This window comes from Micromonospora gifhornensis (assembly GCF_016863515.1).
In the GTDB taxonomy this organism is placed as follows: domain Bacteria; phylum Actinomycetota; class Actinomycetes; order Mycobacteriales; family Micromonosporaceae; genus Micromonospora; species Micromonospora gifhornensis.
The window spans coordinates 1-18510 of record NZ_BOPA01000067.1 but is presented as its reverse complement, the minus strand read 5'-3'; the positions used below and the strand labels follow the sequence as shown (position 1 = coordinate 18510).

15 protein-coding genes, 2 pseudogenes and 1 riboswitch are annotated in these 18510 nt (G+C 68.2%); of the genes and pseudogenes, 12 read left to right on the top strand and 5 right to left on the bottom strand.

Translation table 11 applies throughout. The features are described 5' to 3' along the window. Nucleotides 1-160: 160 nt before the first annotated feature. From Vgi01_RS29260 to Vgi01_RS29245, 4 genes are all read right to left on the bottom strand, one after another. Nucleotides 161-655, bottom strand: a complete 495-nt coding sequence (locus Vgi01_RS29260; protein ID WP_239089233.1) for a YesL family protein — start codon at nt 653-655, stop codon at nt 161-163. Nucleotides 656-858: 203 nt separating this feature from the next. Continuing rightward, on the bottom strand, nt 859-1812 hold the full coding sequence (locus Vgi01_RS29255) for a carbohydrate ABC transporter permease (RefSeq protein ID WP_203224269.1): 954 nt from the start codon (nt 1810-1812) through the stop codon (nt 859-861). A gap of 9 nt (nt 1813-1821) precedes the next feature. Next, nucleotides 1822-2898 (bottom strand): ABC transporter permease, encoded by a 1077-nt coding sequence (locus Vgi01_RS29250; RefSeq protein ID WP_204293213.1) that lies wholly within the window; start codon nt 2896-2898, stop codon nt 1822-1824. 93 nt (nt 2899-2991) lie between these two features. Then, the gene (locus Vgi01_RS29245; RefSeq protein WP_203224271.1) at nt 2992-4614 is read right to left on the bottom strand and encodes a type 2 periplasmic-binding domain-containing protein; all 1623 of its coding nucleotides are present in this window, start codon (nt 4612-4614) and stop codon (nt 2992-2994) included. A gap of 278 nt (nt 4615-4892) precedes the next feature. Between Vgi01_RS29245 and Vgi01_RS29240 the strand changes: the two genes are divergently transcribed. The 7 genes and pseudogenes from Vgi01_RS29240 to Vgi01_RS29215 all read left to right on the top strand — a co-directional run bounded on the left by Vgi01_RS29240 (nt 4893) and on the right by Vgi01_RS29215 (nt 12301). After that, nucleotides 4893-5888, top strand: coding sequence for a LacI family DNA-binding transcriptional regulator (locus Vgi01_RS29240; RefSeq protein ID WP_203224272.1), 996 nt, complete (start codon nt 4893-4895; stop codon nt 5886-5888). 171 nt (nt 5889-6059) lie between these two features. Then, nucleotides 6060-6140: a hypothetical protein gene (locus Vgi01_RS31665; protein ID WP_353505311.1), complete on the top strand. Its 81-nt coding sequence runs from the start codon at nt 6060-6062 to the stop codon at nt 6138-6140. Between the two features lie 38 nt (nt 6141-6178). After that, nucleotides 6179-7705, top strand: a complete 1527-nt coding sequence (locus tag Vgi01_RS31215) for an alpha-N-arabinofuranosidase (RefSeq protein WP_204293212.1) — start codon at nt 6179-6181, stop codon at nt 7703-7705. Then, nucleotides 7620-8540 (top strand): annotated as a pseudogene (locus Vgi01_RS31550) (glycoside hydrolase 43 family protein); the annotation flags it as partial. The gene Vgi01_RS31215 and the pseudogene Vgi01_RS31550, both read left to right, overlap by 86 nt. A 265-nt stretch (nt 8541-8805) precedes the next feature. Continuing rightward, nucleotides 8806-9294: pseudogene (locus Vgi01_RS29225) on the top strand (beta-xylosidase family glycoside hydrolase); the annotation flags it as partial. 701 nt (nt 9295-9995) lie between these two features. After that, nucleotides 9996-11609, top strand: coding sequence for a flavin monoamine oxidase family protein (locus tag Vgi01_RS29220; RefSeq protein WP_204293211.1), 1614 nt, complete (start codon nt 9996-9998; stop codon nt 11607-11609). A gap of 44 nt (nt 11610-11653) precedes the next feature. Next, a complete protein-coding gene (locus tag Vgi01_RS29215; protein WP_203224279.1) occupies nt 11654-12301 on the top strand; it encodes a Rid family hydrolase in 648 nt (215 codons plus the stop codon). Nucleotides 12302-12727: 426 nt separating this feature from the next. Here the strand turns inward: Vgi01_RS29215 and Vgi01_RS29210 are convergent, their stop codons facing one another. Then, complete coding sequence (locus tag Vgi01_RS29210) at nt 12728-13858, bottom strand: PucR family transcriptional regulator (RefSeq protein WP_204293210.1); 1131 nt, start codon at nt 13856-13858, stop codon at nt 12728-12730. A 125-nt stretch (nt 13859-13983) separates the two neighbouring features. On the opposite strand from Vgi01_RS29210, the gene Vgi01_RS29205 reads away from it, so the two are divergent. From Vgi01_RS29205 to Vgi01_RS29185, 5 genes are all read left to right on the top strand, one after another. After that, entirely contained in the window at nt 13984-15324 is a 1341-nt protein-coding gene (locus Vgi01_RS29205; protein WP_102656188.1) for a flavin-containing monooxygenase, read from the top strand. Beyond that, a complete protein-coding gene (locus Vgi01_RS29200; RefSeq protein ID WP_239089232.1) occupies nt 15321-16148 on the top strand; it encodes an SDR family NAD(P)-dependent oxidoreductase in 828 nt (275 codons plus the stop codon). The genes Vgi01_RS29205 and Vgi01_RS29200 overlap by 4 nt, the downstream gene beginning before the upstream one ends. Next, nucleotides 16145-17488, top strand: a complete 1344-nt coding sequence (locus Vgi01_RS29195) for an MFS transporter (RefSeq protein ID WP_204293209.1) — start codon at nt 16145-16147, stop codon at nt 17486-17488. Before Vgi01_RS29200 ends, Vgi01_RS29195 begins: the two co-directional genes overlap by 4 nt. 3 nt (nt 17489-17491) lie before the next feature. Next, nucleotides 17492-17824 (top strand): hypothetical protein, encoded by a 333-nt coding sequence (locus Vgi01_RS29190; protein ID WP_204293208.1) that lies wholly within the window; start codon nt 17492-17494, stop codon nt 17822-17824. A 27-nt stretch (nt 17825-17851) separates the two neighbouring features. After that, nucleotides 17852-18067: riboswitch (cobalamin riboswitch) on the top strand. 119 nt (nt 18068-18186) lie between these two features. Next, nucleotides 18187-18510 (top strand): acyl-CoA thioesterase (locus tag Vgi01_RS29185; protein ID WP_204293207.1); only part of this gene is annotated, 324 nt, incomplete at its 3' end.

Below are 18510 nucleotides of genomic sequence, written 5' to 3'. Positions count from 1 at the left end.
CCCTCTCAGGGGTGTGCCGGAACCGGCGAACCTGCCGTCCCACTCGCACCTCCCATACGTCGGTGCCCAGGCCACCGAAGCTGGTCCACCCCCACCGTTCTGTGTACAAGATCGCCGCGAGCCGCTTCACGAGACAACTCAGGTCCACGGCTGGAGAGCGTCAGGCCTCTGCCTCCTTCGGCTCCATTTGCACGTATCCCCTGGCGACGAAGAACCGCTCGAGCAGGTAGCACCACCACAGGAGGATCAGGCCGGGCACCACGAACACCGCGGGCATGAAGTTCCAGATGGTGACGCCCCCGAGGACCACGGCGATCCCGAGCAGGAACGTCAGGCTGGGCGTCGTCAGCCCCAACGTGAGCCCGTTGAGCACCTGGCGCCAGGTGGGGTTGGTGAAGCGGGCTACGAGGGGGAGGCACCAGAAGACCAGGAGCAGGAGGAAAAGTCCGACGACAATGAGCGGCACCCAGACCTCGGCCAGCCCGCGAGTGGGCAGGTAGGAGAGCGAGAGGATGCCGAGGGCCGCGACCGGGACGGCCAGCAGACCGACGACGGTCGCCTGCCTCCAGCTCTGCCGCAAGGCCTTCGCAGCGATGGCCCGGACGCCACCGTCCTTGCCCAGGACGTACCGGCGGCACACCTCGTAGGCGACCACCGTTCCCGCTCCCGCCGTCACGACAAGGCCGAGGCTCAGGAGCCAGAACAGGCTGATCAGGATGATGGAGCCGAGTGAGTCCAGGATGCGCCACAGTCGCGACGCGGGGTTGAAACGGAGAATGGTCGGGGCCTTTCAGTGTGCGCAGTTGCGGGTCCTGAGGACGGGGTCGGCCTCCTGCGGTGGGCGGGAGGCCGACGCGATCAGCCCTTCACGGAGCCGATCATGAGACCGGACACGAAGTGCTTCTGCAGGAACGGGTAGACGAACAGGATGGGGACGGCCGCCACCATGGTGATCGCCGACCGCAGCGCGATCGGTGTGGTGACCTGCCCGCCAGAGGACGCGGCTCCCGTGGCGGCCACGGAGTTCACGCCGGCGTTCATCGAGCTCGACAGCAGCTTCTGCAACTCGTACTGCAAGGTGGTCAACGCCGGATTGCCCGAGGCGTAGAGCAGGGTGTCCAGCCAGGCGTTCCAGCTGCCCACCGCCACGAACAGACCCACCACGGCCAGCGCGGGCTTGCACAGCGGCATCACGATCTGCCACCACGTGCGGAACTCGCCCGCACCGTCCATCCGTGCCGACTCGATGATCTCCTCAGGGATCGACTTCATGTACGTGCGCAGGATGATCAGGTTGAACGCGCTGATGATCGTCGGCACCCAGTAGGCCTGGAAGGTGTTCAGCATGCCCAGGTCCTTGATGAGCAGGTAGTTGGGGATCAGCCCGGCGTCGAAGTACATCGTCAGCACGAAGATCACGGTGATCGGGCGGCGGAAGATGAACTCTGTGCGGCTGAGCGCGTAGGCGAGCATCGAGGTGAAGAACAGGTTTGTCGCCACCACCACGACCGTCTTCAGGACGCTCATGAAGAACGCCTGGTAGATCGTGTGCATGTTGAACACGACGTTGTAGTTCTGCAGCGAGAAGTCCCGAGGCCAGATGCCGATCCCACCACGGACGGCGTCCATGCCGTCGTTCAGGGAGATGGCGAGCGTGTTCAGCAGCGGGTAGACCATGACCGCCGCGAGGGCCAGCAGGAAGGTCGTGTTGAGCGTCGTGAAGACAATCCGCTCGGTCGTCCACTTGCGACGCCGTGACCCGCCCCGTGATGCGCGCCGCGCCGGAGGCTTCGCGACAGTGGTGCTTGACATGAAGTCCTCCTAGACCAGCGTCTCTTGGTTGAGGCGCTTGGCCGCTTGGTTCGCCGCGCCCACCAGGATGACGGCGACGATGGTCTTGAAGATGCCCGCGACGATGGCGAGGCTGTAGTTGCCCAGCTCGTAGCCATAGCGCAGCACGAAGACGTCGATGGTCTCGGACCTGTCGGACACCAGGCCGTTGCCGAGGAAGTACGGCAGCTCGAAGTTCGTGGACAGGATCCAGCCGCTGTTGATGATGAGCAGCACGACGATCGTGGGCCTGATGCTCGGGAGCGTGATGCTGAACATCTTGCGAAAGCGGCCTGCTCCGTCGACCTCGGCGGACTCGTACAGGCTCGGGTCGATCGCGGTGATCGCGGCCAGGTAGATGATCGTGTTCCAGCCCAGTTCCTTCCACAGGTTCGTCCCGGCGACGATCCCCCAGAAGTAGTTCGGCTCGGTCAGGAACAGGACCGGTTGGTCGACGATGTGCAGGCTCATGAGGCCCTGGTTGATGAACCCGCCGGAGGAGGGCAGCGAGAGCGCCACCGATGCCATGCTCGCCACGATCACCCAGCTGAGGAAGTGGGGCATGTAGGTGATGTTCTGAAGGACTCGCTTGAACGGCAGGTTCTTGACTTCGTTCAGCAGCAGCGCTAGGACGATGGCCCCGAGGGTACCGACGGTCAGGGTCAGGAGCGACTGTCCTATCGTGTTGATCACGACCCGGATGAACCGCTCACCCATGACACCGGTGAACAGGTTGTGGAAGTTCTCGAGGCCCACCCACTGCTGGTTCCAGAGGCTGCGGGGACCCGGCCAGGGGCTGCTGCCGCGAGCCGGCTTGAAGTCCTGGAAGGCGATCGCCCAGCCGTAGACCGGGACGTACTTGAACAGGATCTGGTACAGCAGCAGCGGGACGGCCATCGCGAGCAGGGCTCGCTGCGCCCAGACCAGGTCCCAGGTGATCTTGCGCTTGGGATCCTTCGCGGCATTCTTTCGGGCCTTGCGGTTCTGGGCACGCGAACTGCTCGCGGGCTCCGGGGCCGGTTCGAGCCCGGTGGCGGTCACGGGGATGCTGACCGGGGCGTCCGTCATCTGTCCAACCTCGTCGTCAGGAGCAGTGGGTGGTAATCGAGAACGCGTCGTGGTGGGGGGCGCACGCCCCCCACCACGACTGCTCGCAGACTGTTACCAGTTGGCCAGACGGTCCTTGATGCCAGCGGTGACTGCGTCCTCGTACACCTTGACGTCGATCTTGCCGATGGAGTCGACGTAGGCCTGCCAGTTCTTGTCGAAGTCGGCGGGCGGGCCGGCGATGATCCCCGGCAGCTTCTGCACGCTGGTGTCGGTCAGCTGCTGGTTGACCTGGTTGGCGTCGTCGGAGAGCGTGAGGTTCCACGCCGGGTAGTACTTGGGGTTGTCCGGCGCCCTGTTCACGAAGTCAAGCCAGGTCTTCTTGCCGTACTTCGCCATGAAGTCCTTGTCGTAGTCGCTCAGCGTCGCGTAGAACTCGGCGGGCTGGTCGTCGGGGCTGTAGGCGTTGCCGTCGGAGAACTTGCCGTTGCGCTTGGGCAGCATGTCGAGCAGCGCATCGAGACGGTTGGAGGCACGCCAGGTGAGGTCCTTGTAGTTCTTCCGCTGCTCGTCCGTGCGGGAGAAGACGCCGTCGGCGCCGACCTGGTAGTCCTCGCCAGCGATGCCCCAGGAGAGCGTCTTCTGCCACTCTTCGCTGAGCATGATGTCGAGGAACTTCAGTGCCTTCTTCGGCTGCTTGCTGGAGACCGAGATGCCGAACCCCTGGTTGGTGTTCATGACGGGGCGGTCGGCGTACCAGGGCTCCACCCCGTCGTAGACGGGCATGAGGGGCACGTAGGTGTACTCGTCCTTGCCGGCGCTCTGCAGCGACTGGGTGGCGGTCTGGAAGTTCCAGCCCTGGTCGTGCATGCCGAGGACGGTGCCGGTGGCCAGCTTCGCGGTGTACTGGTCGAACGTCAGGGTGAAGGACTCGGGGTCGACGACACCCGAGTTGTACTGCTGGTTGAGGACCTTGTAGAAGTTCTTCGCGATGTCCTTGTCGGCGAAGATCGACGCGTTGTTGTTGCTGTCGACGATGACGCCACCGTTGTTCGGGGAGCCTGCCAGCTGCGCCGGCGGGTTAGTCATGCCCCACTCACGGCCCGTGGACGCCAGAATTTCGAAGCCGACGGTCGGGGCGCCGGCGGTCTGGGGGTGCTTCGCCTTGTAGTTCGAGATGAGCTGGAAGTAGCGGTCGAGCGTCATGTTGCTGAGGTCCGGGTAGCCGGCGTCCGCGAGCACACGCTTCTGGATCCAGAACGCGGGACCGTAGTAGACGCCGCCCGTGATGTCGCCGTAGAAGCGGTTGTAGTTCGGGAGGATGTACAGGCCCTTGTCCACCTCGTCGCCCGAGTAGCTCATCTTCTTGATGTCGTCCTTGACGTGCTCGGCGAGGTTGGGGTAGTCCCCCTTGGCCAGCATGTCGTCCAGGCGCCGCAGAGCGCCGCCCTGCAGGAGACGCTGCTTCAGGTCGCCGGTGCCGATGAGGTCGGGGAACTCACCGCCGGCGAGCATGACACCGATCTTCTGGTCCTCGTTGTCCGGCGTGACGATCTCGTACTTGAGGGTGACACCGAGCTTGTCCTTGAGCAGCTTGGTGATCTTGTTGTTGGGTGCCGGGGCCTGCTGGCTCGACGTGATCCAGACCGTGAACGTCGTGGGGTCACTGGGAGTCAGCGTTCCCGAGTCGTCTTCGGGGTTGTCGGCAGAGGTACATCCGACAAGTCCTACTAACACGGCTGCAGCCAGGACAACAATTGACAACTTCGTTCTTGTGGTACGCACCGAGGGCTCTCCCTTGAGAACAGTTCCGGTCGTCCTTGACTGGAATTTGTGGGCATATCGACGCGAGTTGGGGCTTGGCGTCCTCATTCCGAGCGGATTTTAGCGTTAAAGTAAAGAGTCGATCGTGTTACGTCAAGGCCCGCCCCGGCGGGTGGATGGGTGGCGGGCTTCTCGCCAGACGACGTTGCTGAGCTGGCAGAATGCCGCGATAAGGAGGATATGTGGTAAGGATGGCGGACGTCGCCCGTGAGGCGGGCGTCTCGGTCATGACCGTGTCGAACGTCGTCAATGAGCGCCTCCCGGTCAACGAACCGACGCGCGCCCGTGTCATGGCCGCCGTCGAGGCGCTGGGGTACGAGGTCAACCTGACCGCGCGCCACCTGCGCGCGGGACGGACCGACACCGTCGCCTTCATCGTGCCGAGCTTCCACGACTACTTCGGTGAGGTCTCCGACAAGATCGCGCCGCTGATCGAGGCCGAGGGGCGGCACCTCGTCCTTGAGCGGACGAGCGGCTGCCCCGAGCATGAGATGGCGGCGCTGAGCGTCGCGCGACTCCAGCTCTACGACGGCGTCCTGCTGTCCGTCGTCGGACTCGACCGCGACCAGCTGGACCGCGTGCGTACCGCCAAGCCCATCGTGCTGCTCGGCGAGCGTGACGTGCCCGACCGTTTCAACCACGTGCGGCTGGCGAACGAAGAGGGCGCCCGCCTCGCGACGGCGCACATGATCGAGCACGGCTCGCGGCGCATCGTTGGGTTGGGCTGCACGTTCGACACCGCGCACATGATGACGTCGGACCGCCGCATTGGCTGGGAGCGCGCACATCGCGATGCCGGCCTCGATGTCGACGCACGCTATGTGGTGCCCATCTCCACGTTCACGTCGGCGGCCGGACGTGATGCCCTGCTCGATGTGATCGCGTCCGGTCTGCCCTTCGACGGCGTCTTCGCCGTCACCGACGTCGTCGCGCTCGGCGCGGTCGCGGCCCTGGCAGAGAGCGGGCTCCGGGTGCCCACCGACGTCCAGCTCGCCGGGTTCGACAACCTCGACATGTCACGCTTCGTCCCGCCCGGCCTCACCTCTGTCGACGCGAACCATGAAGGTGTCGCTGAGACCGCGGTGGGTCTGCTGCACCGGCAGATGGCGGGCTGGACCGGCCCGGCCGAGCACGTCGTCGCGCCCGTCCGTCTCGTGGTACGTGGCTCCACCCGCGGTGGGGCTTAGGGCCGTGCAACCACCCGCGCCGTTCAGCCCGTTTCGGTCGAAGGAAACCATGTCGAGCACCTATGGGCGCATGTCCGCCTTGCGCGCCTGTCCCCGCATCCCCGATCACCGGGACGCGGCACCGGCCTCTACGACCCCGACACCGCCACCGAGCTCGTCGACGAGCACACGGTGACAGCGATCCCGTTCTCGACCTGGGGCAACCGCGCCCCCGGCCCGATGCGGGTCTGGCTTCCGCGAGCTCCTCGCTGAGGCATGCAATGACGGAACACGCAACTGATGGGGAGACAATGACGACGACCACGACCGCAGTGATCGACCTCGACCTGCCCGGCGCCACGATCAGCCGGCACGTGTACGGGCACTTCGCCGAGCACCTGGGGCGGTGCATCTACGGCGGGTTCTGGGTGGGTGAGGACTCGCCGGTCGCGAACGTGCGGGGCATCCGCTCGGACGTGGTCGAGGCGTTGCGGGCGATCTCGATCCCGAACCTGCGTTGGCCGGGCGGCTGCTTCGCCGACGACTACCACTGGCGTGACGGCATCGGCCCGCGCGAGAGCCGCCCGCGGATGGTCAACTCGCACTGGGGCGACGTGGTGGAGGACAACGCGTTCGGCACGCACGAGTTCATGGACCTGTGCGAGCTGCTCGGTGCCGACCCGTACGTGTCGGGGAACGTGGGGTCCGGGTCGGTGGCGGAGATGTCGGACTGGGTGGAGTACCTGACCCGGGCGGACGACTCACCGATGGCGGCGCTGCGGCGGGCGAACGGGCGCGAGAAGCCGTGGCGGGTGCCGTTCTGGGGCCTGGGCAACGAGGCGTGGGGCTGCGGCGGCAACCTGCGCGCCGAGCAGTTCGCGTCTCTGGCCCGGCAGTACGCCACCTACTGCCGCAACCACGGCGGCAACCTGCTGTACCGGATCGCGGCGGGCGCGAACGAGGCCGACCTGCACTGGACCGAGACGCTCATGCGCTCGTTCGACGACCTGGCGGCGGACCCGGCCGGGTCGGCGGGCCCGTTCCAGGCCGTGTCGCTGCACTATTACACGATGGCCGGGTCGTGGTCGGACAAGGGCGACGCCACCGGGTTCAGCACCGACGAGTGGTACGTGACCATGGCCCGCGCCCGGCGCATGGAGGAGCTGCTCACCCGGCACTCCACGGTCATGGACCGCTACGACCCGCACCGCAAGGTCGGCCTGGTCGTGGACGAGTGGGGCACGTGGTGGAACGTGGAGAAGGGCACCAACCCCGGGTTCCTGTACCAGCAGAACACGCTGCGCGACGCCCTGGTCGCCTCCGTGCACCTCGACGCGTTCCACCGGCACGCCGAGCGGGTGGTCATGGCGAACATCGCCCAGACCGTCAACGTGCTGCAGGCCATGATCCTCACCGACCCCGACACGGGGGCGCTCGTGCTAACCCCGACGTACCACGTCTTCGCTATGAACACCGGCCACCACGATGCCGCCGCCCTCGCGGTTCACCTGCGCGACGTCGAGACTCGCGCCGTCGACGCGACCGAGCTGCCGCTGGTCTCGGCGTCCGCGTCGGTCAAGGGCGACACCGCCCTGGTCTCGCTGTCCAACCTCGACGCCGAGACGGACCGCACCCTCGTCCTGGACCTGCGCGGCCGCGACGTCGTCGGGCACACCGCGCGGGTGCTGACCGCCACCGCGCTCGACGCGCACAACAGCCCCGAGCAGCTCGACGCCGTCGCCCCCACCGACCATGCCGGCGTGGGCCCCCATCCCCGGGGGCTCGAGGTCGACCTGCCCGCCCACTCCTACGTCACCGTGGCGCTCGAGCTGCGCTGATGGACCGACCAAACGTGAACATCCGCGACGGCGGGGCGGGGCAGACTTCACCAACCCTGTCATCTTCGCGGACGTGCCCGACCCGGACGTCGTCTTCGACGGCCGGTACTACTACATGGTCAGCACGACGATGTACTTCGCGCCGAGCGTGCCGATCATGCGCTCGAGCAACCTGGTGCACTGGTCCATCGCCGGGTACGCTGCGGCGATCCTCGACGACGCGGACGCGCTGGCGCTGCGCAACGGCCAAGACGCGTACGGCCAGGGCAGCTGGGCAGCGAGCATCAGGTTCCATGACGGGACCTACTACGTGTCGGTCGGCAGCCTCACCACGCAGCAGACGTACGTCTACTCGACTCCCAACATCGAGCGCGGGCCGCGCAGCAGGTCGGTGCTCGACGGGTACGCCCACGATCAGTCGCTGCTGTTCGACGGCGACGACGTCTGGCTTGTCTACGGTGGCGGGTCGATCGACCTACGCAGGCTGCGGCGGCACGACGACGGGACCCTCGGGTGGGACGGCCCGGCGACGCGGCTCGTCGAGGACGCCAACGTCGACCAGACCAGCGGTCTGCACGCCGAGGGCGCTCACGCGTACAAGATCGGGGACTACCACTACGTCTTCATGATCGAGTGGCCGTCGGGTGGCGTCCGCCAGGAGGTGCTGTGGCGGTCGCCGTCCCTCACGCCGCAGTCGGCGGGCGGCGCGTGGGAGGGCCGGGTCGTGCTGAGCCAGGGCGTGACGGTCGGGGGCCGGCCCGGAACCGGCGTGGCCCAGGGCGGAATCGTCCAGACGTACGACGGGCAGTGGTACGCCATACTGTTCCAGGACGAGGGCCCGCTGGGTCGTTCGCCTCAGCTCGTTGGCGTGACCTGGGACGACGACGGGTGGCCGGTTTTCACTCTCAATCCGCAAGCGCCTGCGGCGGCGCACGGACGGCCGGCGACGGGGCCGCCGTCGTTGCCTCGGACGACTTCGACAACCTCCGTGAGCGCGCGGCAACTGGAACACCACCAACGCGGATTTTCTGACAGAGTCGGCCGAGAACGCATGGAACGGGTCGAACCTGAGGCTGCAGTGGCAGTGAAACCACAACCCGGACAACCGGTTCTGGTCGCTCACCGAGCGGCCCGGACACCTGCGGCTGACCACGGGCAGCGTCGCGTCGAGCATCCTCGATGCGCGCAACACGCTCACCCAACGCACGCTCGGACCCACGAGCTCCGGCACCATCTCGCTGGACGTCTCGCACATGCAGGACGGGGACGTCGCAGGCATCTCCGCCTACCAGCGCACGTACGGATACATCGCCGTGACGATGGAGGGCGGAACCAGGAGCCTGGTGATGCGCCGGGCAGGCGGCGACGGCGTCATCGCCTTCACCAGCGCACCGGTGCCGCTGCGCGCGGACGTCGTCTACCTGCGCGCGGACGTCGACTTCCGGGATGCCGCCGATACGGCGTCGTTCGCGTACTCGTACGACGGCAGCAACTGGACGCGTCTGGGCGACACCGTGCCGATGCGGTACGACCTCGGTTTGGGTTGTGCAGCCATCGGTACAGCCGAGCAGGCCGACAGGTGTGAGTGACGAGCGATGGCCACCGACGGGTTGAGCAGGTCAGCCGCGCGTCGGTCGACAACGTCGCTGCCCGCCACCATCCATCAGGGCTGGAGGCCATCGAACGCCGCGACCATCGAGCTGCCCGTCATCATCGGACCGTCGATGGACGCTGACCAGCGCGGCCGCTGTCGGTGATGTCGGGTACCAACAGCAGCCGGCTGGACTGGCGGTCAACGAGCGGTGGACAGGAACTCGGTCTGGGCCTGTCTGAAGCTGGCGAGGCCGTTGGGTACGGGCACGCCACAGGGACCGTAGGGTTCGGTCGACGTTGTCGTCGTCAGATGCGCCGAGGAGCAGGCGGAGTTCGTAACTCAGCCGCACAGGTCGCGGCATGTCCGGATGGCGCTGGCGGGCACAGGTCCGGGTTTGCCGCTGACTTGTGCGATGTGGAGTCGTAGCCGGTCGGTGGTCGCAAACGGCGAGGACCGAGCCAGCGCGACCCCACGTCCGGACCGCGCCAGCCGTCTGATCCTTCGGTCGTCACAATCGACACGTGCCGAGCCAAGCGGCGGCCGACGCGGGACAGCCGGCATGTCCCGATGGACCCTGGCTCCTTGACCGGAAGGGCGATTTACCGGCGGGTACGTGACACGGCCGACCTCGGGACGATCCGCGGGCTTAACGAAGGCCTTCTAGCGTCGTCGATCAACCCCACACCCGGAGGCCTGATGAGCCAGACCCGCAGGGATTTTCTCCGTCGCGTCGGTATCGCCGGTGGTGCCGGCGTCATGCTGCACAGCATGGGCGCGCTCGGTTTGACCAGCGCCCACGCCGCGGAGACACCACCGTTCACACCACCGAAGAAGAGCGACCTCGGCCGGCACGGCCGCAAGACGGTCATCGTGATGGGCGGTGGCATCGCCGGCCTCACCGCGGCCTACGAACTACTCAAGGGCGGGTACGAGGTCACCGTCCTGGAGGGGCGCGGCCGGCCCGGCGGCCGTAACCGGACCGTCCGGGGCGGCGACACCATCACCGACCTCAAGGGACAGACCCAGCGGGCGACCTTCTCCAAGGGCCAGTACATGAACGCCGGCCCCGGCCGCATCCCGCAGATGCACGTGACTATCGACTACTGCCGGGAACTCGGCGTCCCAATCGAGGTCTTCACCAACCAGAACGCCGACGCCTTCCTCTACCGCGAGAACGTGCCGGGTGCCCTCAACGGCGTCCCGGTCCGGCACCGGGCCGCCAAGGCGGACGCCTACGGGTACACGGCCGAGCTGCTCGCGAAGGCGACCGACCAGGGCTCGCTCGACCAGTACCTCACCGCCGAGGACAAGGAGCGCCTCCTGGCCTACCTACGCAGCTTCGGTGCCATCGGGAACCGGGTCGCCGGCGACCCGGCGGCCAGCTTCCGGTACACCGGCGGCGGGCGGCGCGGCTACGCCACGCAGCCGGGCGCCGGCCTGGAGTCGGGCACCACCATCCCGCCGTACGCGATGTCCGACCTTCTCGCCTCGACCGTGGGTAACTACTTCTCGTTCGAGATGGGCTTCGACCAGGCGATGATGATGTACCAGCCGGTCGGCGGGATGGACAAGATCGCCTACGCCTTCGCCTCGGCGATCGGTGCCCGCCGGATGCGTTACAACGCCGAGATCGTCGAGTACCGCAACACGACCTCGGGCGTTGAGGTCGTGTACACCACGCCGAAGGGTCCGAAGAAGGCGGTCGCCGACTTCGCGATCAACACGATTCCGCCGCACATCGCCGCGAAGATCAGTTCCAACCTGCCCACGGCGGTCGTCACTGCCCTCGGGTCGGTGAGCGTCACCAATGCCGGCAAGATCGGCATCGAGTACGACCGCCGGTGGTGGGAAGAGGACTTCCGCATCTACGGCGGCATCACGAACGCCAACACCAACCTCGGGAACATGTGGCACCCGTCGTACGGCTACAACGGCGAGCGGGGCACCATGATCGGCTACTACAACACCGGCGGGAACGCGAACTTCTACGGCAACCTGTCTCCGGCGGAGCGACTGGCCGAGGCGGTACGGCAGGGCAAGAAGATATTCGGTGACGTGTACGGCGAGGGAATCACCGCCTCCTACTCCCGGGACTGGGCCTCCACGCGGTTCTCCGAAGGGGCGTGGGTCAGCTGGCCCGGTGCCATCGGTGGGCAGACCGGTGCCGCGTACCGCAGTCTCCTGGAGCCGGCCGGCAACGTCTACTTCGCCGGCGACCACCTCAGCCACGCCATCGCCTGGCAGCACGGCGCGATGGTCTCCGCCCGTGTCGCCGTCGAGTCCCTGCACGCCCGCGTCACGGCCGCATGAGCACGCCCGCCACCCCCGGTCGCCCCGGCAGAAAGGTCCCCACCGTGCGCCGAAGCGCCATCCTCGCCTCCGCCGCCGTAGTCCTTCTCGCCATCCCCGCCAGCGCCGTCGCCGGCGGGCTGTTCCCGCCCCGGCCCGGTACCACCGTCACCCTGCTCCCTGCCGGACAGGACAACCCCTCGATCGCCGACGGCGTGGCCATCGGCAAGAACACCGCGCTCTACAAGTCCAGCGGGCTCGGCCCGGCCGCCCTCAACCCGGCCGCACCGGCCGGGTCGGAGGCGCGTTACATCGACACCGAGGTGTTCCCCGGCGGTGTGCTGCCGCCCGGCGTGACCATCACCGAGGCGCAGGGCATCAACGTGCTGCGCCGGATCGGGGAGAATCTCGCCCGCGCGGGCCTGACCTACCAGGACGTCATCAGCATGCGGGTGTTCCTCCAGAATCCCGACGGCCAGGAGCGGATGGACTTCAACGGCTGGAACCGGGCGTACCGCCAGTTCTTCGCCAACACCAGCCTGTCGACCGGCAAGCCGGTGCTCGTGCCGCTCGGGTCGGCCGCCCCGACCCCGCCGATGGTGGTCAACCCCGCCCGGCCGTCGCGGTTCGCGATCGAGATCGAGAACCTGCCGGTCAACGGCTGGCTGGTCGAGGTGGAGGTGGACGCCGCCTACCCCGCGAAGAAGAAGTGACCCCTCGTCACAGGCGCACCGTCGACCGGCCCCCCAAGGTCATGGAGCTGGACCGGTTCGACCTCGCCTGATCCGGCACGCCTGATCCGGCACGCCTGATCCGGCACGCCTCCGACGGGCCTCGGTCGATCCGCCGCGATCGGCCGGGGTCCGTCCACGGGTGCCGGCAGCCGGTGGTGGGGCGGCGGGTCTGCGAGCTGCGTTTCGGCCGCGGGGTGTTGCGGCCCGCGTGGTCCGCACAGGAGCGGGAGGACCTTCAAGCCGCCGCGGAGCGCGGCCGCGGAACCGTCGAGAGCGTACCGACGACGTCAAAGCGGCCTCGCGGCTCCGATCTTCCCGTCTGGCGGGAGGGTGGTGATCCTGTGTTGGCAACCTGCGGATTCACAGCGGAAACACCGCTTGGACAACACGTCGTACGGTGCGAGATCAGGTCGCGTCGCGCAGCCAGGTTCGGCAGAGCCACCAGGCGGTCATGGCACCGAAGGTGCCCGCCGGGTCGATGCCGGTGACGGCGGCGAAGCGCCGGACCCGATTGCGAACCGTGTTGGGGTGCACGAAAAGTCTCGCCCCGGCGAGGTCGACATCGCGGTCGCTCTCCAGCCAGGCGAGCACGGCGTGCGCCACCGATTCGGCAGTCGGTCCGAGTGCCGCCCAAGCGGGCGCGTACCTGTCGAGCAGCACCGTTGCCAGGTCTGCCCGCTCGGTCAACGCCGCCAGCCAGGCCACATCGGCAATGTGAACCAGTCCGGTGCGGCCGGTGGACTCGGCGGCGGTCAGGGCCGCGGTGGCGAGCCGCCGCACCGGCGCGAGTTTCTCCGGTTCGGCCGGACCGGCGAGCCCTGCCACAGCCCCGATCCCCTCCAGGCGGGTGGACGGAGCCCGGGACAGAACTCCGACCATCAGGTCGTCCACGGTTGCGCACAGCACCGGCGGGTGCTCGCGTACGGCTCGTTCGATGCCGGCGGCGGTCTCCCCGGGCCGGGCGACGAGCACCCACAGCCCGTCGGTGACCGGAAGGCCGGCCTCGGCGGCTGCCAGCGTGGCCGCCGAACCACCCTGGAGCAGCCGCCGCAGCAGTGCCGTGTCCCGGCGCCCGGGAAACGGATCCGTGCTGGCTCCGGTAGCCCGATGCGCGCTGATCAGCCGGGCCCGGACGGCCTCGGCCCAGTCGTCGTAAAGGTCCCGGACGTCCAACAGTTGCTCGGCGCTGACGCCTTGGTCCCGGGCGAGTTCCCGGGCCCGGGCCCAGATCGCGCGCTCGGCGAAGTGGATCGCGCCCAGCACCGATTCGATCGGCACGCCCTGCCGGGCGCGGGTGACACCGAGGTCCGCGACGAACGACAGCTCAGCTTCGGTGGGGCCGCGCCGTGCGGCCAAGGCGCGGGTTGCGGCCACCAGCAGAGCGCGGGTGTGTCCGGCGATGTCGGAGGTGGGCAGTGCGGAGACCTCCCGCACGGTGGTACGGACTCCGGCGACCACCGACGGCAGCAGTTCGTCATCGCCCACGACGCGTTCGATCAGGTCCACCACTGTCGTCCAGCCGTCCGGATGCGTCATCCTGTCATGCTCCCCGCCGTTGTGGTGCGCTACAACAAGAACCCGAAACTGCGTGCCCCACGCCATGTATTCGCCCTGTGCCAGGCTCTACGGTTTGGCGGAAGCTACAACCGTCGAGGAGCACCGTGGCCGTTTCGAGTCGGGTGGCGGTGATCGGTGCGGGAGCAGCCGGTCTCGCCACGGTGAAGGCGCTGCTCGACGCCGGTTGTGCGGTGGTGGCGTACGAGAAGGGTGACCGGCCCGGTGGCCTGTGGGTCAGGGACAACAGCAGCGGCCTGTCCCCGGCGTACGCCTCCCTGCACTTGAACACCAGCAAACGCCGCACCGAGTTCGCGGATTTTCCGATGCCCGCGGACTGGCCCGACTATCCGTCGGCCAGTCGCGTCGCCAGTTACCTGGCCGACTATGCGCAGTCGTTCGGTCTCATTCCGCACATCCGGTTCGGGAGCACGGTCACCCGCGTCGAGCGTGACCGGCTCTGGGCGGTGACGACCGAGTCCGGTGACACCGAGCGGTACGACGCCGTGGTGGTCGCGAACGGCCACAACTGGGATCCGCGCTACCCGGATCCGGCTTATCCGGGGACGTTCCACGGCACCCAGATGCACGCCCACGACTACCGCACGCCGGACGTCTTCCGGGATCGGCGGGTGCTGATCGTCGGCATGGGCAACTCGGCCATGGACATCGCGGTGGACGCCTCGCACGTCGCTCGAGGGCCGGTCCTGCTCTCCGCCCGGCGCGGCGTCCACATCGTCCCCAAGTACCTGTTCGGCCGCCCGGCCGACGCGACCGGTGGCGCCCTCGCCGCCCTGCCGTGGCGGCTGCGGCAGCGTATCGCCGAGACCCTGTTGCGGCTCGCCGTCGGGACCCCGCAGAGGTACGGCTTACCCGCCCCGGCCGGTGGCCTGTTCCAGAACCATCCGACGATCAGCGACACGATCCTGCACCGGCTCACCCACGGTGAGGTGACCCCGCGTCCCGGCATCGAACGGCTGGACGGGGAACGGGTGATGTTCACCGACGGCAGCGCCGACCCGGTCGACGTGATCGTCTGGGCCACCGGGTACCGGGTGAGTATCCCGTTCCTGTCCCCTCAATGGCTGGGCCCCGACCCCCAGCAGCTGCCGCTGTACCAGCGGGTCTTCCATCTCGACGACCCCAGCCTGGCATTCGTCGGCCTGATGCAGTCCACCGGTGCCGCTCTGCCGGTCGTGGAGGTCCAGGCCAAACTGGTCGCCGCGTATCTCTCCGGCGACTATGCCCTGCCCAGCATCGACGAACAGCAGCACGCCGTGCAGCGAGCCTTGCGCGCCGCGATCGAGCGGTGGGGCACGAACGCGCGGCCGCACATGCGTATCGATTTCGACAGGTACGTCGCCGACCTGCCCCGGGAGATCGCGGCTGGCCGCAATCGCCTCGCCCGGGGCGGACGCACCTTCACCGCCCAGGAGAGTGTGGTTTGAGCGCCCGAGACCCCCGCGGATTGCGTGTCCTCGTCACCGGTGCCTCCGGCACGTTCGGCCGGGCCATCTGTGCCCGCCTGGACGAACTCGGAGCCGAGGTCGTCGGGTTGGACCTGGCACCCCGTGCCGATGACCCGGTCCGGGTCCTGGCCTGCGACATCACCGACGACGACGCGGTGCCGGCGGCGGTACGCGAAGCAATTGACCACCTCGGTGGGCTCGACCTGCTGATCAACAACGCCGGAATCGGTGGGCCCGCCCCGGCCGAACTGGCGCCGGGCGCGGAAGTACGCCGCCAGCTCGACATCAACCTGCTGGGCACCTGGCGGGTCACCGCCGCATGTGTGGACGCGCTGGTCGCCTCTGGTGGCCGGATAGTCATGCTCAGCTCGCGGATGGCCGTCATGCAGTTGCCGCTGGCCGCTGCGTACGGTGCCTCCAAACGCGCCCTGGTCGCGTACGCGGACGCGCTGCGTCTGGAGCTCGGCACCCATGTCGGCGTCACCTGCGTGTACCCGTCGGCGGTACGAAGCCCGATCCACGACTCGACGGCAGCGGCCGGGCTCTCGCTGGAGGGCATGAGCCAGTACGAGCCGCTGGACGGGGTGGTCCGCACCGTGCTGCGCGCCGCGCTCAGTCGCCGTCCTCGCCGTGATCTACCCACCACCCGGCGGGGCGCGGTCGAGTTCTTCCTGGCCCGTCACCTGCCCGCGCTGACCGATCGGATCGTGGCGCGCACCCTCGCCGGCCGGGTCCGCTCCGGCGCGTTCCAGGGCGCCGAGCTGGCCGCGGGTGTGGTCGCACGCCACGAGGCGACCCGATGACGGCGCTGCGCGGGGCGGCGGGCGAGGTGCGGACCAGGGCAGGTGACCTGACCGCGTACGCCACTGGTTCGGTCGGGATGGGCGTCTGGGTGACCGTTCCCGGCCTGCTGTTGCTCTATTTCCTCACCAATACGCTCGGTGTCTCGCCGTTCCTGGCCGGTCTCACCCTGCTGCTGCCGAAGATCATCGACATCATCGTGCATCCGATGCTGGGCAGCCGATCCGATCGGGAAGCGCGCAGCAGCGGACACCGCCTCGGCATGCTGCGGGTCGGTCTGCTGCTTCCGGTGGCCATGGTGGCGATGTTCTCGGTGCCCGCCGGTTTCTCCGGCGCATCGGCGGCGCTCTGGGTGGGCGGCTGGTTCATCGCCGGCAACCTGCTCTTCGCGTGTTTCCAGGTGCCCTACCTGACCACCCCGTCCGATCTTCGAGTCGGGTACCACGAGCGCACCCGGGTGTTCATGTTCCGGATGCTCTTCCTCACCCTCGGGTTGCTTGGTGCCGGTGTGGCCGCACCGGCGCTGGTGGCGTCGGGACGGCGCGGCGACTACGGCTGGATGGCCCTGCTGCTCTCCGGCGTCATGGTGATCTCCGGGCTGGTCGCACTGACCGGGGTACGGCGTCTCACTGCCCACGCCGGTTTCCGGATGCCCGACCAGCAGGCCGCCCACTCGACCATCGGTGACATCGCGGTCGCCTGGCGGGACCCCGACTTCCGCGCGCTGGTGTTGTCCTACCTGTTCACCGGCACCACTACCCACCTGTTCCTCGCAGCGCTGCCGTTCTACACCAGGTACGTCTTCGACAACTCTGGGCTGACCGCCGTGTTCATGGGGGCGTTCCTCGGTCCAGCGGTCGTCGCCGGTCCGGTGTGGATGCAGGTGTCCCGGCGCATCGGCAAGCAGCGCGGCCTGCTGATCTGCCAGGCGGTCTTCGTGGCCGGTTCGCTGGCGCCGCTGCTCGGCTACGGCACCGGGCCGGCTGTCGCGGTGGTCGGCGTCCTGGGCATCGCGTTCGCCGGGCTGCAGCTGTTCGCGTTCTCGATGGTCCCGGATGCGGTCGCGGCCGCCGAGCAGCGCGGTACCGTCCGGGCTGGCGCCTACACCGGTGTCTGGACTGCCACCGAAGCCACCGGCACCGCAATCGGCCCGTACGTGTATTCGGCCGTGCTCGCCCTGGGCGGCTTCATCTCCACCACCGAGGGGCAGACCGTGACGCAGCCGGAGTCCGCCCACACCGCCCTGTTGATCGGCTTCACCGTGGTCCCGGCGGTGCTGATGGCTGCGGCGCTGACATTTCAAGTGCGCTGGCAGCTGGATCGGACACGCCACACCGGTTGAGCGTTGCGTGCTCAGGCCGGCACCGGTCGCCGAGCGAAAGCTCGCACGGCCAGCGTCCCGAGCATCGGGCCGGGAGCCAGCAGCCAGAATGCCCAACGCCAGCCGACGGCGTCGGCCAGGAATGCCGCGACGGCGGCGGGTGGGGCGGCGAAGCGCAGCGGTGAACTCAGACAGCAGCCACCGCTGACCTTCGGGGCGGCGAACGCGGCCCTGGCGGCCGGGCCCATCACCCACGCGCAACGGCAGATCGCCGAGACCACAGATACCGGGGTGTTCGTCATCGTCGGCCCCACCAACCATCAGGACAACGAGACGGCGGTCACCAACGACACCTGACACGCCAGCACCGCCTGGTGGACTGAGTACGATGGTCGCGGCGCTGGTTCGCCCGACCTCGACAGGACGGGCGTCGTAAGAGGGAACCCGGTGAGAGTCCGGGACTGCCCCGCAGCGGTGAGTGGGAACGACCGCCGTCAACAGCACTGGGCGCACCTGCCTGGGAAGCGATGGCCAGTAGGAGACCGGTACTGCCCGGTCACGCCCGCGAGTCCGAAGACCTGCCCGCGCCGCGTACACGACGTGTGTGCGCTGCCGTCGACCTCGCGGGTGGGTCGAGCGGGTGACACGCCACGGTCCGGCGTGTCCTCGACGTGCACCCAGCCGAGTAGGCGGTGTGCTTCCCGAGGACGGACCACGCAATGCACGACACCACTACGCTCGCCGGTCGGCCATCATCGGCATCGCAGCTGACCCTGTCGCAGATCATGGACCAGCACCACACCAACCTGATGGGCACAGTTCACGGAGGCCGGATCCTCAACATCATCGACTCCGTAGCCGGGGTGGTTGCCGCCCGGCATTCCGACGGGCCGGCGGTCACCGCCGCCATCGACGAGACGGCCTTTCTCCGCGCGGTACGGGTCGGCGATGTGGTCCACGTCGACGCCCGGATCACCTGGGCCGGACGCAGTTCCATGGAGGTGGCCGTCAAGGTGACCGCAGACCGGTGGGACCGGGCCGTG

What these genes read in the sequence shown, in the direction of transcription:
- Vgi01_RS29250 (WP_204293213.1), bottom strand. Translation starts at nt 2,898, where the DNA reads ATGACGGACGCCCCGGTCAGCATCCCCGTGACCGCCACCGGGCTCGAA.
- Vgi01_RS29195 (WP_204293209.1), top strand. Translation starts at nt 16,145, where the DNA reads ATGACGGCGCTGCGCGGGGCGGCGGGCGAGGTGCGGACCAGGGCAGGT.
- Vgi01_RS29255 (WP_203224269.1), bottom strand. Translation starts at nt 1,812, where the DNA reads ATGTCAAGCACCACTGTCGCGAAGCCTCCGGCGCGGCGCGCATCACGG.
- Vgi01_RS31215 (WP_204293212.1), top strand. Translation starts at nt 6,179, where the DNA reads ATGACGACGACCACGACCGCAGTGATCGACCTCGACCTGCCCGGCGCC.
- Vgi01_RS29210 (WP_204293210.1), bottom strand. Translation starts at nt 13,858, where the DNA reads ATGACGCATCCGGACGGCTGGACGACAGTGGTGGACCTGATCGAACGC.
- Vgi01_RS29240 (WP_203224272.1), top strand. Translation starts at nt 4,893, where the DNA reads ATGGCGGACGTCGCCCGTGAGGCGGGCGTCTCGGTCATGACCGTGTCG.
- Vgi01_RS29220 (WP_204293211.1), top strand. Translation starts at nt 9,996, where the DNA reads ATGAGCCAGACCCGCAGGGATTTTCTCCGTCGCGTCGGTATCGCCGGT.